Origin of the sequence: Xenorhabdus sp. KK7.4 (assembly GCF_963876465.1) — a bacterium.
In the GTDB taxonomy this organism is placed as follows: domain Bacteria; phylum Pseudomonadota; class Gammaproteobacteria; order Enterobacterales; family Enterobacteriaceae; genus Xenorhabdus; species Xenorhabdus stockiae.
Map to the genome: position 1 here is coordinate 61,586 of NZ_CAWNQF010000069.1, position 21,172 is coordinate 82,757.

General features: G+C 41.8%; 34 protein-coding genes. 18 read left to right on the forward strand and 16 right to left on the reverse strand.

Annotated features, from left to right (window positions below):
• Nucleotides 1-5: 5 nt before the first annotated feature.
• Nucleotides 6-305, reverse strand: coding sequence for a hypothetical protein (locus AACS90_RS10290; protein WP_099122579.1), 300 nt, complete (start codon nt 303-305; stop codon nt 6-8).
• 218 nt (nt 306-523) lie between these two features.
• Here AACS90_RS10290 and AACS90_RS10295 point away from each other — a divergent pair, with 218 nt between their 5' ends.
• The gene (locus tag AACS90_RS10295) at nt 524-784 is read left to right on the forward strand and encodes a type II toxin-antitoxin system RelE family toxin (protein WP_099122580.1); all 261 of its coding nucleotides are present in this window, start codon (nt 524-526) and stop codon (nt 782-784) included.
• A 65-nt stretch (nt 785-849) separates the two neighbouring features.
• Nucleotides 850-1,209 carry a helix-turn-helix domain-containing protein gene (locus AACS90_RS10300; RefSeq protein WP_099122581.1) on the forward strand — a complete coding sequence of 120 codons (360 nt, stop codon included), beginning with the start codon at nt 850-852 and terminating at the stop codon, nt 1,207-1,209.
• 92 nt (nt 1,210-1,301) lie between these two features.
• Here the strand turns inward: AACS90_RS10300 and AACS90_RS10305 are convergent, their stop codons facing one another.
• The 13 genes from AACS90_RS10305 to AACS90_RS10365 all read right to left on the reverse strand — a co-directional run bounded on the left by AACS90_RS10305 (nt 1,302) and on the right by AACS90_RS10365 (nt 9,384).
• Entirely contained in the window at nt 1,302-2,060 is a 759-nt protein-coding gene (locus AACS90_RS10305) for a Thoeris anti-defense Tad2 family protein (RefSeq protein WP_099122582.1), read from the reverse strand.
• A 186-nt stretch (nt 2,061-2,246) separates the two neighbouring features.
• The gene (locus AACS90_RS10310; RefSeq protein WP_099122583.1) at nt 2,247-3,296 is read right to left on the reverse strand and encodes a DNA-methyltransferase; all 1,050 of its coding nucleotides are present in this window, start codon (nt 3,294-3,296) and stop codon (nt 2,247-2,249) included.
• Nucleotides 3,297-3,403: 107 nt separating this feature from the next.
• The gene (locus tag AACS90_RS10315) at nt 3,404-3,604 is read right to left on the reverse strand and encodes a hypothetical protein (protein WP_099122584.1); all 201 of its coding nucleotides are present in this window, start codon (nt 3,602-3,604) and stop codon (nt 3,404-3,406) included.
• Between the two features lie 200 nt (nt 3,605-3,804).
• Complete coding sequence (locus tag AACS90_RS10320; RefSeq protein ID WP_099122585.1) at nt 3,805-4,296, reverse strand: antiterminator Q family protein; 492 nt, start codon at nt 4,294-4,296, stop codon at nt 3,805-3,807.
• 1 nt (nt 4,297) lies between these two features.
• A complete protein-coding gene (locus tag AACS90_RS10325) occupies nt 4,298-4,492 on the reverse strand; it encodes a hypothetical protein (protein WP_099122586.1) in 195 nt (64 codons plus the stop codon).
• Nucleotides 4,492-4,848, reverse strand: coding sequence for a RusA family crossover junction endodeoxyribonuclease (locus AACS90_RS10330; protein WP_099122587.1), 357 nt, complete (start codon nt 4,846-4,848; stop codon nt 4,492-4,494). Before AACS90_RS10330 ends, AACS90_RS10325 begins: the two co-directional genes overlap by 1 nt.
• Nucleotides 4,835-5,122, reverse strand: a complete 288-nt coding sequence (locus tag AACS90_RS10335; RefSeq protein ID WP_099122588.1) for a hypothetical protein — start codon at nt 5,120-5,122, stop codon at nt 4,835-4,837. Before AACS90_RS10335 ends, AACS90_RS10330 begins: the two co-directional genes overlap by 14 nt.
• A gap of 20 nt (nt 5,123-5,142) precedes the next feature.
• Entirely contained in the window at nt 5,143-5,589 is a 447-nt protein-coding gene (locus AACS90_RS10340) for a DUF1367 family protein (protein WP_099122589.1), read from the reverse strand.
• A gap of 207 nt (nt 5,590-5,796) precedes the next feature.
• Nucleotides 5,797-5,994: a hypothetical protein gene (locus AACS90_RS10345; RefSeq protein ID WP_099122590.1), complete on the reverse strand. Its 198-nt coding sequence runs from the start codon at nt 5,992-5,994 to the stop codon at nt 5,797-5,799.
• A gap of 31 nt (nt 5,995-6,025) precedes the next feature.
• Nucleotides 6,026-7,432, reverse strand: coding sequence for a replicative DNA helicase (locus AACS90_RS10350; RefSeq protein WP_241538275.1), 1,407 nt, complete (start codon nt 7,430-7,432; stop codon nt 6,026-6,028).
• A complete protein-coding gene (locus AACS90_RS10355) occupies nt 7,413-8,330 on the reverse strand; it encodes a DNA replication protein (protein WP_099122615.1) in 918 nt (305 codons plus the stop codon). Before AACS90_RS10355 ends, AACS90_RS10350 begins: the two co-directional genes overlap by 20 nt.
• A gap of 219 nt (nt 8,331-8,549) precedes the next feature.
• Complete coding sequence (locus tag AACS90_RS10360) at nt 8,550-8,921, reverse strand: hypothetical protein (RefSeq protein ID WP_099122591.1); 372 nt, start codon at nt 8,919-8,921, stop codon at nt 8,550-8,552.
• 232 nt (nt 8,922-9,153) lie between these two features.
• Nucleotides 9,154-9,384, reverse strand: coding sequence for a hypothetical protein (locus AACS90_RS10365; RefSeq protein ID WP_099122592.1), 231 nt, complete (start codon nt 9,382-9,384; stop codon nt 9,154-9,156).
• 89 nt (nt 9,385-9,473) lie between these two features.
• Here AACS90_RS10365 and AACS90_RS10370 point away from each other — a divergent pair, with 89 nt between their 5' ends.
• The 14 genes from AACS90_RS10370 to AACS90_RS23320 all read left to right on the forward strand — a co-directional run bounded on the left by AACS90_RS10370 (nt 9,474) and on the right by AACS90_RS23320 (nt 17,140).
• Nucleotides 9,474-10,214 carry a S24 family peptidase gene (locus AACS90_RS10370; protein ID WP_099122593.1) on the forward strand — a complete coding sequence of 247 codons (741 nt, stop codon included), beginning with the start codon at nt 9,474-9,476 and terminating at the stop codon, nt 10,212-10,214.
• 761 nt (nt 10,215-10,975) lie between these two features.
• Nucleotides 10,976-11,230, forward strand: a complete 255-nt coding sequence (locus AACS90_RS10375) for a hypothetical protein (RefSeq protein ID WP_099122594.1) — start codon at nt 10,976-10,978, stop codon at nt 11,228-11,230.
• 2 nt (nt 11,231-11,232) lie between these two features.
• Nucleotides 11,233-11,397, forward strand: coding sequence for a hypothetical protein (locus AACS90_RS10380; RefSeq protein ID WP_193757235.1), 165 nt, complete (start codon nt 11,233-11,235; stop codon nt 11,395-11,397).
• Nucleotides 11,398-12,007: 610 nt separating this feature from the next.
• On the forward strand, nt 12,008-12,187 hold the full coding sequence (locus AACS90_RS10385; RefSeq protein ID WP_099122596.1) for a hypothetical protein: 180 nt from the start codon (nt 12,008-12,010) through the stop codon (nt 12,185-12,187).
• Nucleotides 12,184-12,462 (forward strand): hypothetical protein, encoded by a 279-nt coding sequence (locus AACS90_RS10390; RefSeq protein WP_099122597.1) that lies wholly within the window; start codon nt 12,184-12,186, stop codon nt 12,460-12,462. Before AACS90_RS10385 ends, AACS90_RS10390 begins: the two co-directional genes overlap by 4 nt.
• On the forward strand, nt 12,459-13,523 hold the full coding sequence (locus tag AACS90_RS10395) for an AAA family ATPase (protein WP_099122598.1): 1,065 nt from the start codon (nt 12,459-12,461) through the stop codon (nt 13,521-13,523). The genes AACS90_RS10390 and AACS90_RS10395 overlap by 4 nt, the downstream gene beginning before the upstream one ends.
• Complete coding sequence (locus AACS90_RS10400) at nt 13,516-14,031, forward strand: single-stranded DNA-binding protein (RefSeq protein ID WP_099122599.1); 516 nt, start codon at nt 13,516-13,518, stop codon at nt 14,029-14,031. Before AACS90_RS10395 ends, AACS90_RS10400 begins: the two co-directional genes overlap by 8 nt.
• 35 nt (nt 14,032-14,066) lie before the next feature.
• Nucleotides 14,067-14,909 (forward strand): phosphoadenosine phosphosulfate reductase domain-containing protein, encoded by an 843-nt coding sequence (locus tag AACS90_RS10405; RefSeq protein ID WP_099122600.1) that lies wholly within the window; start codon nt 14,067-14,069, stop codon nt 14,907-14,909.
• Between the two features lie 42 nt (nt 14,910-14,951).
• Entirely contained in the window at nt 14,952-15,260 is a 309-nt protein-coding gene (locus tag AACS90_RS10410; RefSeq protein WP_099122601.1) for a hypothetical protein, read from the forward strand.
• Nucleotides 15,261-15,354: 94 nt separating this feature from the next.
• Nucleotides 15,355-15,537, forward strand: a complete 183-nt coding sequence (locus AACS90_RS10415) for a hypothetical protein (RefSeq protein ID WP_099122602.1) — start codon at nt 15,355-15,357, stop codon at nt 15,535-15,537.
• Nucleotides 15,527-16,096 carry a hypothetical protein gene (locus AACS90_RS10420; protein WP_099122603.1) on the forward strand — a complete coding sequence of 190 codons (570 nt, stop codon included), beginning with the start codon at nt 15,527-15,529 and terminating at the stop codon, nt 16,094-16,096. Before AACS90_RS10415 ends, AACS90_RS10420 begins: the two co-directional genes overlap by 11 nt.
• Nucleotides 16,097-16,107: 11 nt before the next feature.
• Nucleotides 16,108-16,656 (forward strand): phage N-6-adenine-methyltransferase, encoded by a 549-nt coding sequence (locus tag AACS90_RS10425; protein WP_099122604.1) that lies wholly within the window; start codon nt 16,108-16,110, stop codon nt 16,654-16,656.
• Nucleotides 16,638-16,817: a hypothetical protein gene (locus AACS90_RS10430; RefSeq protein ID WP_099122605.1), complete on the forward strand. Its 180-nt coding sequence runs from the start codon at nt 16,638-16,640 to the stop codon at nt 16,815-16,817. The genes AACS90_RS10425 and AACS90_RS10430 overlap by 19 nt, the downstream gene beginning before the upstream one ends.
• A 143-nt stretch (nt 16,818-16,960) precedes the next feature.
• Nucleotides 16,961-17,140 carry a helix-turn-helix transcriptional regulator gene (locus AACS90_RS23320; protein WP_193757236.1) on the forward strand — a complete coding sequence of 60 codons (180 nt, stop codon included), beginning with the start codon at nt 16,961-16,963 and terminating at the stop codon, nt 17,138-17,140.
• Here the strand turns inward: AACS90_RS23320 and AACS90_RS10435 are convergent.
• A complete protein-coding gene (locus AACS90_RS10435) occupies nt 17,130-18,314 on the reverse strand; it encodes a tyrosine-type recombinase/integrase (protein ID WP_099122607.1) in 1,185 nt (394 codons plus the stop codon). The genes AACS90_RS23320 and AACS90_RS10435 overlap by 11 nt on opposite strands.
• A 166-nt stretch (nt 18,315-18,480) precedes the next feature.
• Here AACS90_RS10435 and AACS90_RS10440 point away from each other — a divergent pair, with 166 nt between their 5' ends.
• Nucleotides 18,481-18,876, forward strand: a complete 396-nt coding sequence (locus AACS90_RS10440; RefSeq protein ID WP_228863122.1) for a hypothetical protein — start codon at nt 18,481-18,483, stop codon at nt 18,874-18,876.
• A 113-nt stretch (nt 18,877-18,989) separates the two neighbouring features.
• A complete protein-coding gene (locus tag AACS90_RS10445; protein WP_099122608.1) occupies nt 18,990-19,607 on the forward strand; it encodes an FMN-binding negative transcriptional regulator in 618 nt (205 codons plus the stop codon).
• Nucleotides 19,608-19,862: 255 nt separating this feature from the next.
• Here AACS90_RS10445 and cysB read toward each other — a convergent pair whose 3' ends face one another.
• Nucleotides 19,863-20,837: an HTH-type transcriptional regulator CysB gene (cysB, locus tag AACS90_RS10450; RefSeq protein ID WP_099122609.1), complete on the reverse strand. Its 975-nt coding sequence runs from the start codon at nt 20,835-20,837 to the stop codon at nt 19,863-19,865.
• Between the last annotated feature and the right edge of the window lie 335 nt (nt 20,838-21,172).

Sequence of the window (21,172 nt, forward strand, 5' to 3'; positions counted from 1 at the left end):
GGCCTCTAGGCCGCTTTTTCTGCCAGCCCAATTTGGTCGCAGTATTGTTTTGCATAATTTTCAGCACGTTCAAAAAACGCAGCAAAGGTGCTTTCAGGATCAAAAGTTTCTTTATACTTTACGATAAGTTTATTTTCATAATCTTCATGCCCGCAAAATCCTGATACTTTGACATCAACAGCTAATTGCTTTCCCGTTAGCATATTGACAGTGAAAGAGCCAATTCCGACATCACGATGACAACCAGCAGACATGAGGCTAGTCGTTGTTGTTGTTGGCATCCCAACTTCAAAAAATAATGTCATGATAAACCTCACTAGTAAGTTAATAGGATGCCAGCCGCAATAAGAAATACTGAGGTTCTGTGAGTGATTGCGGTGGCATAAATTAAAAAGACCACGCAAATAGCGTAGCCCTGAAAACAATATCGTATTTTAATCGCATTTCCAGTTGACTAAATACGATTTAAATCTTATTATCTAATCATCCCAAGCGGATATGTTCTTTAACAAATGAGGAAACGATGGTTACGGTTCAATGGACGAGGAAAGCACGAAAACAGTTGCTTTCAATCGATACCAGATACCGGAAAGCTATCAATGAGAAGGTTAACCAACTTGAAACCTTTCCTGCAGTAACATTGGACATCAAGAAGCTTCATGACCTTGATAACCAGTACAGACTGAGGGTCGGCGACTACAGGATAATCTTCGAAATCACTGACGGCGAACCGGTTATCTGCTCGATAATGGCAGTCAAACGGAGAACATCGACAACGTACTAGGCGGGGTAACCCGCCATTTCCTCATTATTAAATTCACCGCGATTCTTAGCCAACCGGATGAATATATGACAATGCAATACATAAACGATGAAGCAGGAAAACCACTGTATGTTGTCCTACCAGTAGCTGAATACGAAAAGCTTATCAGCGCAAAAGGAGATTGGGAGGATGTGCCCTACACTCCGTCAAAATACGATGATGTAACCGTGCCTAATGGCGTTGTGTCTATCATGGTTGACCAGGATGTTTCTATTCTGGCAGCTTGGCGCATCTATCGTGGGCTGTCTCAGTACGAAGTCGCTGAAAAGCTCAACACAGCTCAATCCACAGTGTCTCAGTGGGAGGCATCAGATCGACCGCAGAAGCGTACACGGGAAAAACTGGCTGCACTATACGACTGCACGCCAGAACAACTCATTCCATAACCCAACGGCCCCACTCAGGGGCTGTTTACTTTGGCTGAAATACAAAAAGGCTACGCCGGAGCGAAGCCTTGAATTCAGGATATAGATTGGAGTTATTCCCAATCACAGTTAAAAGTTTTGATTTGACCCACTTGTTGCATTTGCTGTAATAAAGTACCTAGTTTTTGCGCTTCAGAGTTTTGATACCTAAACTCAAAGGAATAAAGTACGCTATTGTTTCTTCTTGGTAATGGCTTACCAAGATTATAGGCTAGACCATCCACCGTGATCACAAGGCTTTTATTTTGGAATAAATTTTCTACTTTCTGACAATTTTCTTTATCTGGTTTAGTCGTTATATCAAAATAAAGAATTCCTTGATTCCAAAGAAAAGCCCATATTTTCGCAATATCAGCATTATTTTTCTTTATGTTTAGAGTTCCAAAATGATGCCCCCAGTCAGGATTCATTATATATCCCCAGGCTACTGGCTCATTTGGCAAGCTAGGATTATTATATGTTCCACTCCCTGATATAAGATTAAAGGACAACGTATAATCCAGCAAAATCCAGTCACAAGCCATCATATCTTCCTGTGTTGGCTGCCAAGATGTTGTTCCCTCTTTATCCACTATTCCAATTTGAGGTAAGACATTGTTATCCGTTGAACCCTGAAGTAACTTTATATATTCAACTTGCGCATCCCAACCATTGCGGCGAACTAGCTTCCCCACATACACTTGAATCAACGCCCACGGCAAAGAACCAACAGGCGCTACATTATCTACTTCGACATCAATCTTCTCATTATACTTATACTGGTCAGGATCAAACGGACATTGTTTATTATCCAGCTTATTAACGTCAGACATAAATCCCTCACTTTATTATTCGTTAAAGGTCATTTCATCCTACTGCTAACTAGCCAGTTAATATTACTGAGGCCAGATTTTTATCTCAATTGAATAACCTGTAACAAAATCAATACGCCTTAAAATAGGGCTGCGCATTATAAAATCTGTCTGTTAGTCGAGTGCGTGATTCAGTGAGTTGTAAACTCAAAGTTTACTACTGACAGAAAGTATTTCGTTAATCTCTTGCTCGGTTTGCTTAAACCGTTCCTCTTCCAATTCCACACCCAACACGCGGCGATTCAGTTTCAACGCGGCTTTCAGTGTCGCCCCGGAACCCATAAAAAAATCAGCCACCAGATCCCCTTCCCGGCTACTGGACTGAATAATATGCGCCATTAAATCAGCAGGCTTTTCGCAAGGGTGCTTGCCCGGATAATACTGCACAGGCGCAAACTGCCAGACATCGGTATAAGGCACTTCTGCTGTGACTGAGAACGAACGGCGCATTAAGCCGTACTCCTGCCGCAGTTCTTCATACTGGCGCGATAATATCTGGTGTGATTCCACCAAATTAGAATAAGGCTTGTTCAGCTCGCCACGCTGATGCTTTTCTTTAGCGATACAGTCAAATAACACCTGCAGTTTTTGATAATCCTCTTTATTGGGTAACTGCCACTGGCTGTCGCTGAACCAGTGACTCGCCATCTGCTTTCCTGTAGCAGCGTGAATTTCTTTTGCCGTGACGCCTAACGCTTTCCGGGCATCACGAAAATAATCGATTAGCGGCTTAAACACCGACTGTTTCAGTTCCCGACAGTGACGGGAATAGCCATCCCCTTTCGGGTGATAAGGGCCTTGGTAATGTTCGGCAAAAATAATACGTTCAGTGGCGGGAAAATACATCCGCAGGCTTTCTTTATTCTGCCTGCGCCACGGGCCAGATGGTTTCGCCCAAATAATATGGTTCAACACATTAAAGCGTTCACGCACGAGCAGCTCAGTATCGGAGGCCAAACGTGAACCACAGAACATATACAGGCTGCCATTGGGTTTCAGCACCCGCCAGAACTCAGCCAGTAGCTCATCCAGCCACGCAAGGTAAGCCGTCACATCGTTCCACTGATTATCCCAACTGCAGTCTTTTACCCGAAAGTAAGGCGGGTCAGTCGCAATCAGGTCAATACAGTTATCCGGCAGGGTTTTGATAAATTTCAGAGAGTCGTCGTTAATTAATGTGGTACTACTTAAATTCACTGGCTATTCCATACATCGACGCTGACGGGTTCTCAGGAAAGCCACTGGGTGAAGGCTGGCGTTATTGCATCACCAGCCAACATTTCACCGCTTAAGACATTGCCCCATCAAAGGCAACGTTTGAAAAACGTCTCATTGTCCCGGCTTTCCATCAGACCAGCCAGACAAAATTGAGTTAAAAGCAATTGGCAACGTGGCCTTGTTAGCCCCGTTAAGGTAGAAATGTCTGAAACAGACGCCCAGTTATACAGAGGCACTGTTTCTAAAACGCAGGAAGCTGTTGTTGTCATATCTTCATGTTTTAGCATGATAATTTCAAACCTTTGGTCAGTTATTCGGCGTGAACACACATGTAACTCTGACCAATCACAACAGCAAGTCTTATGTTTATTTCAGGTATAAAAAAACCCGCGAGTGCGGGAGTATTGTTCTGGTAAGGCACCTAAGAAACACTGACGGCAACCTTACCAAAAATTATTGCTAATTTGATAATTAAAGTCAACACGTTCTATGCAATTTTTTTAATTTTCTCTACACGTTTGCGCGAATTAAACGCATTTTTCAAAGGTTGGTATAAAAGATAGAGACTTGCATTAAGAATTTCATTCACCTCATTCCGACATGTCCCCATTGATGGCTTTTTCAATCGCCCTCCTGAGCGTGTCATCATTTTGCGGGGAGATGCAACTTTATGATAGTAAGTTGAAATTGCCAGTTTAGAGGCATTGTGGGCGTAGTAACTGAGTAAAATACCGTAGGCTTTCCGGTCAATACACATGACGGAATCGACAACCTGAGAAATCAACATACCATCATCATCATTGCATATCGGCCTCTCTTGATGCTTACCCGGCTCTACACTCATCATGAACTTATAAATCATGTTGAACTGGCGCTTATCAATCCGGCCACTGTAAACCCATGCGCCCCATAGATTTAACCAGCCATCAATCCAGTCCTGCTGCTCTTTGATGAGCTGTTTTTCTCCTCTATAACCCATCTTATCCCCGCAATACTGAATGGTGTTTATCGTACTTGGTTGAGAACATGATTAAACGGCCTGCTGTTCTCGTTTTACGCGCCTGAATCACTTTCAATCGGGCGTGATCACACTGCAGAACCACATGATTTTTTCTTGTTGTTGAATGGAGATACCGTGCTTCTTCAATTGCTATGTGTAAGTCTGTGAATTCCATTAATCCAGTTCCCATATCTGGACATCAAGACAGCCGCCCTTAACCAGATCACCCCGCATGATCTGCATATCATCAATCTGATTATCATCGACCCAGAAATTGGCATGAGTCAGCGAATCGAAGACTGCTTTCGGCAGGTTATCGATGTCTCTTCGGCGTCTATCTGGGGGATGGGCGATTATTTTTATTTTGATGCGGGATGCTGTGCGGAGGTCTAAATGCTGCTGCTCGATGAGGTTTATGATTTGTTGTCGGTACGTTTTACCCTTATCGGTTATGTAGTGACCCCATTTTGAGTGTTTCCAGTAATGGTTAACAGTCGGTGGCCACAGTAGCTTTAATTCATAGTACCCCAACCAATCCCCTCCTGGTCAGCTCCTTAACGGTCAGAACAATAGACCTGTCCATCTCGTGTCGGCGCTCTGCTTTACTCATCTCTGGGCCATTATCGATCGCATAATGACATTCAGGACACAGAGCCGCTGTAAGGCTATCGTCAACTTTTAACCCCATGCCTTTCCCCTCGTTTCTGTGCGCGACCTGAATGCCATATTGTCCACATCGGACACAGTCTTCAATCTGCCCAACGGCGGCCAGCCATTTTCTGCTGCGGTAAATTTGTTGCTTCACCTGTTTTGCTCCTGCTTAAATTAAAAAAATGACAGCAATCGATTCTCAGTTATCTGATTGCAGCCCCTGAAAATATGTCTGAGTGCAGCGTTTATCATGGCGCTGTAACACCGCTCAAATTCATCCGGCTCCATGTTGGCGTAAGACAGACTCTTGGCCTCTGTCCGTATCTCGCCATTGAGCCTGACAGTCTGTTCGTAGAACCCTGCCAGAATGGTTAAATCCTTTCTGAATCGGGTAAACTGACTATGTTCATCCATACAATCCAATCCCGCCTTATCAGCAGCCCAGTGCTCAAAGCAAAACTTGAAAAAGGCGAACATTTTGCGGTGAAACGCGGGGTTTCTGGTGAGTTTGATATCGGCGGTGTACATCTCGCCGTTTTTGAATTTGGTTAACCGGGGTAAGTCGTGTTCGAATGCGGGAACAAATACCCCTCCCGGCGATTTGACCATCTGTATTTCCATTTGGTCTCCATTTTGTCCTCTGATTTTATGCCTGAATACATTAATCTGACCATTGTTCAACCATACCCATAAAACAGCCTGTAATTAACTCTAATGAATTTTAACTTCAACTAACCTAATGTTATGACTTATCGTATTTAATCCTCCCTGTATTAATCTCACAGCGAAATAACGGCATTAATCAATTCAATTAGATTATTTTGATTTTCATCCCGCATTTTCTTCCAATAACCATTTTTCGATTTCAGCATTCTGATGTTTCGCCAGACGCAATGCCTCCAGTCGGTCAGATTCGTCCGATTCATCCAATGTCATGATCAGACAAATTTGCGAGATAATTTTCAGGAATGTGTGGTTGGTACGTTCGATTAGCTGTTTGGTGTCTGGTTTTTCTTGCTGTGTCATTTAAAGTCCCTGCGGTATTCCTATCTATGCTCTAAAAATCTTTCTTGTGTTGCTTATTAGACCGGTCTTCATTGCGTTTTGCCCTGAGCTCACCTTCCACCTGATCGATGGGGAGTAGGCTTAAACCTTTTTGCTCAATGTAGGTAGTGCCTGATTTTCCATGTCTGTTGAGTCGCAATATCAACTCAGTCAGTGTTTGGTCGGATTTCTCGTGGTAGACTGAATCTCGATAAACCCCCATCCAGTAATCACAATCCTGCTCAATCTGCCCCGTATCACGGCTGTCACTTGGCATCGGCCGCTTGTTGGCTCGTTCTTCGAGGTTGCGGTTCAACTGTGTCAGCAGGACAACAGTGGTATCCAGTTCTTTCGCCAGTATCTTGAGGCCCTTAGTAATATTCCCGTAAGCAATATCATTCCGATCTGCCTTTTCGGTCTTCATCAGGGTCAGATAATCAACACCGATAAATCCAATCTTGCCGACCTGACGTTTGATTTTTCGACACTGCGCCTGAATGTGTCCGAATGTCATTCCCGGCGTATCGTCGATCCAAACATTCGGTGTATTTTTCAGTTCACCGATAGCCTGACTGAGTAATGCCCACTCGTAGTCGTCCTCAATACCACCATAGAACGCATCTGAATTTATTCCAGATTTCTGGCTAACCATGCGCTCAAAAAGTTGTTTATCCGTCATCTCCATGCTGAACATCAATACTGGAAGCCCATCACCCGCGACGTTCTTCGCCATCTCAGTTAACACTGTGGTCTTACCCATTTTAGGACGCGCACCGATAACAAATAGCGATCCATTAGCGATGTACTTAGGCGCTAGCATTTCGTCTAAATCCCGTAATCCCGTCTTAAGTCCCACGTGTAACTCTGGGTTGTTGAAACGCTCTTCAAGTTCTGTGAACCACCGATCGGCAATCTCACTCAGTGGCTTAAGCCCGGTTTTATTGCCGATAACACCGTTTTCTGCTGCTTCTCCCATTATTCGTTGAGCTATATCCATTTTTTCGGTAAACGTGAGTGTGCTAGGTGTCATCAACAAACGTTGAATTTCATTGGTTTTCTCAATGGCATAACGTTCAGCAGCGGTTTCCTTGAGTTTCTTAGCATAAAACACAATGTTAGCTGTGCTGGGGGTGTTCTTGGATAACTCTGCCAGATACGCAAATCCCCCTGTACCATCAGACTTTCCTGTATTCTTCAGGCGATCATCAACCGTGAGAATATCAATTGGCTGACGCTGACCATTCATCGTCCGCATCTCGGTATAAATCAGACCGTGGTGGCGGCTATAAAAATCATCCGAGGTTAGCATTGAGAAGACGTACTGTGCGTTATCGCTCTGGGGATCTAGCAATAACGCGCCGATAACACTTTGTTCTGCTTCGAAGCTGTAAGGTACTTGATTAATTGCGGTTGCGGTCATTAGCTCTGTCCTCTTTGACGGATACATAACATTGGTCGGTGATGAGGTAATCCAGATTCTTGGCTCGCCAGTAACCGCCTTTGCCGTTCGGACGGTCTTCCATCATCCAGCGACAGTGCTCGGCAATGTAACCCAGATAACCTTTCCAGTTTTCCAGTGTGAATGACCTATGGTGCAGAGATTGATACTCCCTGTTGGCACGTTGCCAGAACGTCCGCATCTTGGATTTTCTGCCATCACGCAAGACAGTAACCCTTGCCATTTCTGGCAGGATTTCGTGGTAGGCATCGATCATGGCTTGGTAGGGAACGGGAGTTGATTTCTTAGACGAAGATTTTTTGACTGGTTGCGGTGAGTTGTTTTCGCCAGAAAACTTACCAACTACATCTTTAGATGTAGTTATATTATATATATTGTTGTTTATGGACATGTCTTGGACAAACGTTGGACACTCCACCTCTTCACCCCTTGCTACATCTGGATTTGCGTTGGACAACTGCCGGACAACCGTTGGACAATTTTCACCTTGAAATTCGTCATATTTCAGTACAGTAATTATGCTGAATTTGTTGTTTTTTGACTCGGATGAGATCATGCCTTTGGATTTAAAACTGCGCAGTAATGCCCTCATTTTGTTATCCTCAATACCCGTCTGAGCACATAGTTCTGGTCTGCTTGTCATAAGCTGACCACGACTCAGCATCACTTGGCCTATATCAGATTCAACAGTGCCTGGCTTACTGTTTGCCTTCAGGATCAGATGCAGCCATAAATGAACAGCTTCGGAATCCTTTTTATAAAAGTCACAGTCCATTATTTGTCTGTACATCAAGGCAAACCCCTTGCCCGATTTTCTCGGTGTTTCTGTTTCCCTTTTTAGTGCAATAACATTACTCATGGCGATCATCTCCAACCAGCTCCTTCCGAAGTTCTTTCCGTAATTTCGCGTCATCTAAAAGAGCACGAAGATGTTTAACTCCTTCCTTGGTAACGGAACGAGCCTCCCGATCGCGCATGTTATTTTTATGCACGGCTATGTGATTAAATTTGGTTTTCATGTATAATTACTCTCGTGAAATGTTGTTCTGAGGGGAACACTGCATACTTCCCCTTGTCGTTAAATCGACATCTCAATTTGCATTTCTGAAGCCTCGTTGGTTGCCGCCTTCGAGGTTTTTCTTTTGACCTTACCTTCGCTTTCCAAAGCCTGAATTAATCGCTCGGCATATATCCCTTCGATTACCACTACAGATTTACTATCTGCATCAAATATCTCAAACGCCCATTCAGGTAATCCCAAATTCACGATCATTAAACTCGCTAATCTGGCGATCCGGTTCTTATCCTTGCTTAACTTGGATGGATGAATACCCATTTCGCTTGCCAGTTCATTATTCCCAAATTCAAATACTTTCTTGTGAAAATAGCTCTCAAGCATCTGAGCTTTACGCGTATCACGAGTATTTTTGACAGTTTTTGCTATTTCCATTTGTTATATTTCCTAAAGTGAAATTCAGTTAACAAGTTATGTTTTTTATATGACGAAAAGCGATATCAACTATTCTGAGATGAATAATGGTTAACACGACTTAGCCTCTTGATGAATAAGCCTTTACGGGATCTACGCCCCGATTGCCTGAGTTCTTACTCGGCGCTATTTCAATTTGCTAGGGTTCATCAATAGCTTGTCGTGAAGATAGATTGTTAAAGAGCAATGACCGTTACATCAATCCCTTATCGGGGTTTGCTGCCTGTAGTAACCATTTTTCGGTGAACTTTCCGTTAGAATGTTCTGCAAGCAATTTTGAATAACTGGTTTTTCCTGTGTACTCGGTTCGGGGTAAGCAGCCGTTTTGTACCCACTTCCAAACTGCAACGGTGCTTTTCCCGCAGATCTTTGCTGCAGCGGTTTGCCCACCGACTGCACTAACTGCGAATTCAACTGGGTTCATTTGGTTAATATCCTTATTAAGTAAATTAACTGTTAGTTAATTCTAAATTCTAACTGACAGTTTAGTCAAGTCTGGATGATAATTAACTCATGGTTAAAAATACTGATAAAGTTGAGTTCACCAAACGGCTAAAAGAGGCATGTTTAGATGCTGGATTTGCCGGACGTGGGCTAGGCAGGAAAATTACTGACGCCCTCGCCGAACAAAAAATAAAAGTCAGCGGCCCTGCGGTCTGGAAGTGGTTAAATTCAGAATCAATTCCAGACTCCAGTAATATTTTGGCATTAAGTAGATGGCTTGAAGTCCGGCCTGAGTGGTTGGAATATGGTAGAGGTTCTAAAGAACAAGACGGAATACCTTTATCAAAAGTTGAAGCTGAAGAGATTCAGTCTTGGGATTCCATATCCCCTGCTCCAGATGATGAGGTTGCAATACCATTCTTTACAAGCATAGAGCAGGCGGCAGAAAACGGATATCACACTAACGAAGAACACAATGGATTTAAGGTAAGATTCTCACTTTCTGTGCTTCGTCGATACGGAGCTGATCCGGCTAATGTAATGGCACTTTCTGTTTATGGAGACAGTATGTCGCCAGTAATTCCAAATGGCTCAACTGTAACTGTTGATAGAGGTCATCAAAACATTGTTGACGGAGGCATATATGTCATCAAGCAAGATGAATTATTCCGCATCAAATTGTTATATAGGCAGCCGGGAAAATTAATAGTTCGTAGTTTCAACTCTGCTGAGTTTGCTGACGAAATAACAGAAATACAAAACGTTAAAATCATAGGTAGAGTCATTCACTGGTCAGTAATGGCTTGGTAGCCCTTCAGAATCACTTTCGTTTCTCATATATATAGCCGCTAACCATGCGGCTTTTTCTATCACCCTCCTCTAATTTATTTGATGTAAATCACACTTCCCTCACCAGTTAATAAATTTATTAACTAAAAATTCAATTAGTTAAGATTAAATCTTAATTTAATTAACCATAAGTTATTGACTATAATTAACCATTAGTTAATAATTTATTCCATCCAAGGCACACAGCCGAAAGATAACTCAGTATGCTCTTTAACAATTTGGAAAGTCGGAACAGCACACTACCTACTGTTTAGACCCCTACGCAAAAATGCGATGTACCACCGAACGCGATCCGGTCGGTGGGATGGTTAGCACCGCACGAGAGTGATTACGGGCGCGAACGGGCAACACTGGCAGTAGGAAGTTTGCAAGCGCAAAATAAACCAATAGGAGAACCAATCATGGTTTAGCAAAGCGGATAGACCGCGAAGTTTAACTTGAAGCTGCTGTTATGAAGCAGCCCCGAATCTCTCGATGAAGAGAGCCAGATGCAGGTACGCACTGCAACACGCGCTGGTGAGGGTTAATGAGGAAGAAGGCGTGCCGGTACTCCAAGCTGACTGCCAATCAGCTACCGGTTAGAGGTGAGGGATTCGCGGAGATACCCCTGACTACGGTCTCAAGGGCATGAGCGCGACCACTGCGAGAGTGTGGTTCAAAGTGCAGTTGGCTTTGAGGTATGAATCGCCATAGCATCAAAGCCAATTAACGGGAGAGGTTTTATGTACGAAAATTACAAGTACGGGAATTTCGATAAACTGGAAAGTGCCATTGATGATGCTCTTAATCAGGCTCGGAAATACCGAAAAAAATACTTTTGGAAAAATAATGAGTCGAAACCTAGTGCTACCAAACAAGAGCCTGGCACTGCTAACATGCCCAGCAGCCTAATCACCGTAGTAAATAAAAAACCAGTTTCAACCAAAACCAAATCCCGCCGTTGGTTGGAGTCAGGCGGGATTACTGCGAGGGCGTGAATATGTGTGAAGCTATACTGGAAATAGTCGAATTGGTTGATGTTTATGGGTGGAGTTTAAAGAGCGCCAAATTTGAAGCTAAAAAGAGATTAGGCATCGCAATAAAAGCACGCAGTAAAGACGGTTTTGTTAGCGCATTGCGGGAAATATATAAAAGTGCTTGTTAACTAACTCCAGCTCATTTCCGAGTGGGCTGTGGTGAGTGACTCTGATATATTCATGGATTCGACAATGAGATTCATGAGGGAACTATGGGAACATTGCTCATTGGTATATTTGTTTACGCTGCATTTGGTTGGAAGTACTGGTATATCACCGTTCCAATAGGAATATTTTTTGCTTTTATGGTATATAGAAAAAAAACTAGCAAGAGAGCCAGAATCGCATACTCAATATGTGCGATATTTTTCTTATGGCCGATAATATTATTACCAGCCATGATAGCTATTTATTTTATAGTTATGGGAGTTGGAATATCTTTATCATCATAATCAGTTAAATAACCTAATTACAAACACCAGCCTCGCATTCGTGAGGCTTTTTATTGCCTGAATTAATTCGCTAGCCTCAAAAATAAATCCAACACCAGGGATCTTATTAATCGTTTTTACTAACGAGGGGTTTTTACATGCGTAATAACATGCACGATGGAAGCGCGGTCGTTCCCGCAAAACCACAAGCTATCAGGAACAGGTGCACATGGAAGCGCCGAATTACTCTCTTTCTCATCTCATTAACTGTATTTATTCCCGTTTAATCACAATGGAGAAATAACACATGCGTCTCACAAGATTTGCAGTTAAAAAACGCCACGGCATGGAACAAATAGCGCGAATTGCTCAAGAGAACGAATTAACTGAATCAGAACTTGATGATCTGGTTAATGAAATTAAGTTCAGATTGTTGATGGCACGGAGCAAACAACGAACAGCCAAATTTGAAAGGCTCCCACTATGAGAAATTTCGGTTACAACACTTATGCTAATTGGGATCAGGCATGGAACAAAGCAGAAGAGGATGCTGCCTATCAGGAAATGATAGAGGAAGAACAAGGAGAAAAGACTTATGACTTGTATAGCAGTCTGCCAGAAGAGGTTGAGTCTGTTTTATCTCCAAAAATGATAGAGATTTTTGGTTCGCTGCTCGAAAAGAATAGCGATGCTGTTGAGCACCTCAATAACTTTTTGTACGACTTAAGTTTATTGGAAATTAAGAGACGGGAGGCAGCATGAAACGCTACTTGAGAAAGGCTGAACGCAAACAGGCTTTTGCAAAAATTGGAATATACGGTGACGCAGGATCAGGAAAGACCAGAACAGCAACAGAAATTGCGGTCGGATTATGGAAGACGTACAACCTAAAGAAACCCGTTGCAATGTTTGATACAGAGCCAGCAGCAACTTACATCATCCCATTCTTTGAGGCTGCTGGGATTGAATTTCTGGTTTATGACGAGAGCCGGGCAATCAAGGACTTAATGGGATTTTGGCGTGAAGCTGAGCAGGAATGTTCGATTATTATTGCGGATTCAATCACCCATGTATGGAAAGACTGTCAGGATAGCTATTTAAAGCAACTTAATAAGCAACGTCAGGAAAGAAACTCACGAGCTAAGCCTGTTTATCAGCTTGAGTTCCATCACTGGAAACCCATCAAAGCTAAGTGGGCTGAATTCACCGACTTGTTTCTCTCATCAAAGATTCACGCCATAGTGTGTGGTCGCGCAGGTTCTATTTACGAGTACCAGAAAAATGACGAGACAGGAAAGATGGAACTCATCACCAACGGTACAAAGATGGCAACAGAGAAAGAAATGGGCTACGAGCCTTCGTTACTAATTGAAATGATAAAGCACCGGGAAAATGGCCGCATTATCAACCGGGCATTAGTCGAAAAGGATCGCACTGACAGGCTTAATGGACAGGAGTTTGATTTTCCGACGTTCCAGACATTCGCGCCACACTTTGACTTTCTTAACATTGGCGGCAAGCACTTTGATTCGATGGAGCAGCACGATAGCGCAATACTGTTTGCCAACGAAATCACAGATGATGGTTTTCAGTATGAAAAACGCCAAAGAGAAATCATGTGCGAAGAGATAAAAGGAATATTTGTAAAACTGGGATTGGATGGCAACGGTTCAGAAGCAAAAGCTCAACGACTTAATTTAATGGAAGATATCTTTGCCACAAGGAGTTGGACAGCCATTGAAGGCATGAATAGCGATATTTTAAAACAGGGATACGGAAAGATTAAGTCGATGATCATCGATAAGGCAGCAGCCAATGGCTAGTAAAGGCGTTAACAAGGTTATTTTGATAGGCAACTTAGGTCAAGATCCAGAGGTTCGCTATATACCCAATGGTGGCGCAGTAGCTAACATCACACTAGCCACCTCTGAAACATGGCGGGATAAACAATCCGGAGAGATGAAAGAAAAAACGGAATGGCACAGGGTTGTGATATTCGGGAAACTCGCCGAAATTGCCGGTGAATATCTGAAAAAAGGCAGTCAGATTTATATTGAAGGCCAACTACAAACACGGAAGTGGCAAGACCAACAAGGGCAAGATCGCTATTCCACTGAGGTGGTGGTAAATATCGGTGGAACAATGCAGATGCTAGGAGCCAGACAGGAAAGCCAGCAGTCACCACAGCAGCACCCAAGACAGCAACAACAATCTCAGGGATGGGGGAAACCACAACAGCCACAATCAGCACCACCAATGGATTTTGACGATGACGTGCCGTTCGCCTCCATCGGCAAGCAATACCCCAACCATACTATCTACGTGATTTAACCAAAACAACTCTCCCCCCAACTTAGGATACCACCATGATCAATGTTGTCAGTTTCTCTGGCGGCAGGACATCGGCTTATCTCGTATATCTGATGGAACAGCGCCGCAAGCAAGGTGAGGATGTTCGCTATGTGTTTATGGATACAGGCGCTGAACATCCCAAAACATACGAGTTCATTCGTGACTTGGTTCAGCATTGGAAAATTGATTTAGTCTGCCTGCGGGTTGTGATTAATCCAGAACTGGGCAAAGGCAACAGCTATGAAATTCTGGGGCTGTATGAAATCACGAATGACCTCAAACCGTGGAAAGCCATGCTGAAGAAGTATGGCACACCCTATGTTGGCGGCGAGTTCTGCACTGACCGGATGAAGTTAGGGCCATTCAAAAAATACTGCGATGAGCACATTGGAAAGAAAGCGTATCACACATGGATTGGTATTCGGGCAGATGAACCCAAGCGGATAAAACGCAAGGAACGCACCAGCTATCTGGCGGATATTTCTGATATTGATAAGTTCGACATTATTGACTGGTGGAGCCGTCAGCCTTTCGATTTACAGATACCAGAGCATCTTGGTAACTGCTGTTTTTGCATTAAGAAGAGCATTCAGAAAATTGCGCTGGCTGCCAAAGATGAACCGGAATTAGCCCGTCAGTTTTTGGATATTTTGGCCTCAAATGAAGTGCGAAAAATGGAAAATCGTAACGGAACTGACCTTGTTATGTACCGGGGTAAGAACTCATTCGACGGCATCATCCAAATGTTTTCTGATGATAGCCGGGATGAGCTGGCAGCCCGTATGCCATCGCAAAAACAATACATTCACGCCGCAATGCAAAGTGTGATGTGTGAATGCCAGCTAGCTCTATTTTAACCCAACCCTATCACTACGCTGCTATACCGCAGGAGGATTATTATGCATATCGAAACATCGGATGTCGCTAAAATACAGATCACGGATGTACCACGTCATGATCCTATTCATGTTTATCTGGAAGATTACGGTAATAAGATGGGCCGGATAACAATCTCTGAATATGGTAACTCATGGTCTGCATTCTGGCCTGCGATGGGCTGCTCGTTATCTGATTTTGTTCTCAAGGCTGATAACGGGTATCTCATTGGATATCTTGCTCCCGCGCTAAACACTGATAGTCCAAAATACAAAAGGATGGATTCTCGTTTAAATGCTGTGAAAGAAGCATTGAGGAGATTGCATGTATAGCAATTCAATTAGACATCAGTTTTTACACCTGTCACTTCGGCTGGTTTGATACTGATATATGTAAGAAAGCAGAGAGTATATGTAGGAGGTTTAGGTGAGAAATGACAAAATAGTATGCGCTAAACGTAAATGCAAGCATGTTCATTATGAAAACGATAGAGTTCCAATTTCAGATCCTGAATTTCCAGATTTTGCATTTATCCAAACTTGTCCAAAATGCGGAGCCGATAATTATTATATAATAGAAGAATCAGGAGAGAATAATAATGAAAAATGATGTAATTGAATTGGCGCGGGAAATAGAAACTTTGCAAGTTAAAGCAGCAATGGAGCTATCTAATTCTTGGATAATAGAGAGACTTTTACTAGCAAATGCAGCCGCACTCTGCTTGTTAGAAAAAGGAGATAAAGAGCAGGCTATAGCTTGGATGGAAGGCCTTTTTGATTGGACTGAGGAAGATTTATTATCTGAGGCAAAAAGTAATTCAGATGATTTAGATTGTTGGGTTAATAAACGTATGGAAAATGAAATAAGCACAACCAAAGCACTGGAAATCATTCGCTCAGAAATGCCTAACATTGAAGCAGTGAGAAATGCGCCAATGGAATCCAAAGAGATACTTCAATTCACCGCCGAAATAGAATTAACTGATTTCGTTCATATTGGCAATGATAAAACGATGGCAGTTGGAAAGATATTTAACGATAACTGCAACCGATTTAAAGATGGAACTCAGATAAGAACTTCATTAGTGCAAAATTCTGAAACTTACAAATCAGACGGATATATTAAAACCCAAAACTCAGTTTATAAGATACGTAACCCAAACAAATAACGAGAAATAATATGGCAGATTTTGGAGGTAGTAGTACTCCGAAGGAATTTAAAGATTTATGGCAAACTCCCCTCCCGTTATTTAAAGCACTCGACCTCGAATTTAAATTTACTCTTGATGTAGCAGCATCTGCTCAAAACTCACTGTGCGCACATTATCTCACGGAACGAGATAATGCATTGGAGTCTGACTGGGTGAGTCACGGTGCTATCTGGTGTAACCCGCCTTACTCCCATATTAGGCCGTGGGTAGAGAAAGCCGCTATCGAATGCCAAAAACAATTACAGCCCGTCGTGATGTTAGTTCCGTCCGATACCTCTGTGGGCTGGTTTAAGTTGGCATTGGAAACGGTTGATGAGGTCAGGTTAATAACGGGTGGAAGAGTCCAATTTATACCCGTAGAACAAAGAAAGAGAAATTCAAATACAAAAGGTTCCATGTTTTTAATTTGGCGACCTTTCATTACCCCTCGAAAATCAATAACCACTATTGATAAAGAATACCTATTCAATATAGGTAATAACGAAATAAGGAAAATAGAATGCAATCACCAAAAATAGCAATATCTATCCCCAGAACTACAGCAGAGAAAATTACTAATCCCGGTAGAGAAGTACCAGATGAAATATTAGCAGATTTTGTCACAGATCTCGTTGTAGAAGGATTACTGTCGATTAGCTTTCCTGAGTCAGAGGTGAACATCACCATCACCGATGACTAACGAATTCGAGAACGCAAGGAGGAAGGTTGCAAGGGATTGTCAATGACTAATTAATTAAAGAACACAAAAAGGAAGACAGCAATGGATTGCCTAAATTATATTAAATTCATTCAAATAAACAATAAAGATAAATGAGGGTAAAAATGGAAAAACTACTAAGCACAAAACAAGTATGTGAAACAATTTCTATAAGTAAGCCAACGCTATACAGAAAGATTGGGTCTGGGCAGATACCTAAACCTCTTAAGGATGGCAGGACATCTAAATGGAAAGAGAGTGATATATCGGAATACATCAACTCTCTATCAAGGGCTAGCTATTAATTATATCAAGCAAGGTTTTTTCCCATATATTCATCATCTCCCTCCTCTCTGCCATGTATTCAGCGTGATTATATGCAGCTATCGTTTTATTTCGTTCTGAGTGAGATAGCTGCTTCTCTATCACCTCTCTTCTGAATCCCATCTCATATAGCATTGTTGATGCAGTGGCTCTAAAATCATGACACGTGATCTCCCCGCGCTTAAACCCCATCTTCTCTATTGCATTATTTGGGGTTACAGAGCTTATTTCTTTTGTGCCGTTTACGCTAAAAATTAGGCTATCCCTGTTTTCTTTTGAATTTAGCTTTATGTCATTAAGCAAAGAAATTACATGGCATGATAACGGAACTGAATGGTTCCTGCCCATTTTCATCTTTTCTCCACCTATTACCCATATCTTATTATCAAAATCAAATTCACCCCATGATGAAAATCTAAGCTCAGATTGTCTAACAAAAACAAATGGCAATATTCTAAGGAATGATTTAACTATAAAAGATGAATTTGAGCTGTTCAGCCTATCGAAGTACAGTTTTATCTCTTCCCTTGATAGGCACCTTGAGTGATTTGTCTTTGGCTTTATTATTGCGCCAGATAGTGGTTGTGATGGATCATAGTCAGTTTTTAGATTTGATATTGCGTATTTGAATACTGACGCGCACAAGAACCTAACTCTTATTGATACTGACGGAGAGCCCGCACTTTCCAGTGATTTCATCACCTTTAATATGTCAGATGATGTTACATCTTTTATAGGCTTGTCACCAAATGCAGGATAACAATTTCTTATCAATGCTCTTCTGTACTTGTAGATTGTCCATTCACCGATAGTTTTTTCTTTTCTTAATAGCCATTCTTCTGATATTGCTTTGAATGTGTTCTCTTTTTCTTTTTCCTTATCCTCCATTTCCCTTTTTCTTTTATCTGTTGGGTTTATTCCTTCCTTGGCAACACCTCTAGCCCACTCTGCTTCTTCCCTTGCTTTGGCTAGGGTAACATATGGATACTCACCAATAGTGTATCTTCCATCTTTAGTTGGAGTTAACCAAAATCTATACCGCCAAAATTTGGCACCAGATGGCCTAACCTCAAGATATAGCCCTCTCCCATCTGATAGGTTATATGGCTTATCTTTTGGTTTTGCGTTCCTTACCTTTACTTCTGTTAATGACATGACAGGACTCCTGTTAATTCGTTGTCCTGTAAGTTGTCCGGTTTTTGATGATATGTCAATATACCAATTGATATCGCATGATACTGATGAACTTGATAAGACTTAGATTATTCAGCTATTGTGATACCAGTTGGGACTTCATGATATCTCAGTTTTTATTTTCGTTGTGAATACTAACTCTCCGGGCATGAAGAGCTTTTCACAGTTTCTGCAAAAACAGGGGGATGCTATCAGACTCGGGCTGAAAAAAAATGATGATCGTTATTCAACAATCACACTGGCAAGCATCATTGAGGCAGTCGGTAATGATAATCAAGTCATATATATTCCCAAAATAAAGCTTTTTAAGCTGGATTTTGACAGAACAAATTCAGAAGTTACATCAAATTGCGCTTCCAATGAAACTATCAATGTTGAATTTAATTACTCTTCCTGCGTGTCATTATTTGATTATCAGGCATTGGAAGATCCAGAAATAAAATCGGCTTTTGAAAGTTTTCTTCTTAAAAACAAACGAGCATCAATAGAAAAATCAGATAACTTTTTTAGTGGTGAATTTTAAAAACAGAAAGTTATAAATTTTGGTTTGAATAATATATTCATATATGATTGTTATATTATTATGTCAGCGTTATTCTGAAACCAGTTAAATTTATTGTTATCGGAGTGATAGACATGTATACGCCTCACAAAATGCAAATGCAGGACAGAGAAGATATTACTAAGTTTATTTCTACTTATAGCTTTGGATTGCTGGTTTCTCCCTCTTTGACCGGAACACATCTTCCCTTAGTCCTGAATCCCGATGAAGGAGAATATGGTACGCTATACGGCCATATATCTAAGGCCAACCCACACTGGAAAGAATTAGAAAATCAGCCTGTTCTGGCAGTTTTTACCGGCCCTCATGCCTATATATCACCTACGTGGTATGAATCTGAACACGCTGTACCCACCTGGAATTACACTGCTGTTCACTGTTACGGTGTCACAAAATTTTTAAATGGCAATGAAACTCAATCAGCTTTAGAAGATTTAGTTAATAAATATGAGCCGGGGCTAATGAACAACACGGAGTTAATGCCAGAGGAATATCTCAATAAACAACGTCAGGCAATTGTCGGATTTAAAATCATCATCACAAAAATAGATGCAAAAGAAAAACTGGGACAACATAAAAATCAGGGTGATCAAAGAGGCGTTTTTTCCTCTTTGAAGGAAAGTAAAATACCAGATAATAAAGAACTCGCTAATTATATGAAAGTGCGAATGTCGGAACCGGAGAATAATTAAACAGTCTTTTAACTCTATAAAGATTGTTTATTGCTTGTTTTTATTCATGAGATACAGAAAAGCAGAGGAAAATAGCCGTGGCTATTTTCCTCTGCTTTTCTCTGAACCCGTACTGCGCTTATACACAATGTGGATTTCAAGATGCGTCGCGGCGGCAAGGGAGAGAATCCCCAGGAGCATAGATAACTATGTGACTGGGGTGAACGGGCACAGCCAACAAAGAGGCAACTTGAAAGACGAAGTGTATATACCATTTTATATAATCGGTAATTCAATATCCTTGAACATTTCTTCAATTTCTTCATTAGATCGCAAGGCAACCGCCTGATCCACAACATTACGGGTTAAATGTGGAGCAAAACGCCAGATGAAATCGTACATGTAACTACGCAGGAAGCTGCTACGACGGAAACCAATCTTAGTTGTGCTGTAACTGAACTTATCACGCATGTCGATTCGAACCAGATCACTGTCCTGAACCGGCTCTACCGCCATACTGGCAATAACTCCTATTCCCAGTCCCAGACGGACATATGTCTTAATCACATCGGCATCCGTCGCAGTGAACACAATTTTAGGTTTAAGCCCCGCACGGTCAAAAGCAACATCCAGCTCAGAACGCCCTGTAAAACCAAAGGTGTAGGTCACAATCGGGTATTCTGCCAGCTCTTCAATGGTTACATTTTGCTTTGTCGCCAATGGGTGATCTTTGGTGACAACAACCGAACGATTCCAGTGGTAGCAAGGCAACATGATAAGATCACTATAAAGGTGAAGCGCTTCAGTGGCGATTGCAAAATCACTGTTCCCCTTACAGACCTCTTCTGCAATTTGAGTTGGTGAGCCCTGATGCATATGAAGGGAAACATTAGGATAACGCTCAATAAAACCTTTAATAACAGGCGGTAATGCATACCTTGCCTGTGTGTGTGTCGTCGCAATATATAAAGACCCACGATCAGGGTAAGTGTGTTCACTGGCAACTGAGCGAATCGAATCAATTTTTGACAGAACTTCACGTGAAATACGGACGATTTCCTCACCAGCCGGTGTAACGTGTGTCAGATGTTTTCCACTGCGCGCAAATATTTGAATACCCAGCTCATCTTCAAGCATCCTTACTTGTTTGCTGATCCCTGGTTGAGAGGTATACAATCCTTCCGCCGTAGAAGAGACATTCAGGTTGTGATTAACCACTTCAACGATATAACGTAATTGCTGTAGTTTCATATCAGCACTGTCCCTAAATTGTAATTTATATACGAATGTTTTTTTGTAGTTTATATCAGCTCTATATTGCTAATAGTTATTCGCTTATAACCATATAGAATATATTTATGTAGACATATAACTACTATAACACTTGCTGTATATATATATAACAAATAATTAGGGTCAATAACGATTATTAATTACGTATTATAAAAATATTATGTTTAAATTCTTCATAAAAACAAATAAGTATCCCCCGGCATAGCCGGGGGTTTTTCATATGCGCCTATAAGGCTCTCTTACCTGCCGCGCCCTAACAGGCGCATCGCAATCTGACATTTGCATTCTAGTGA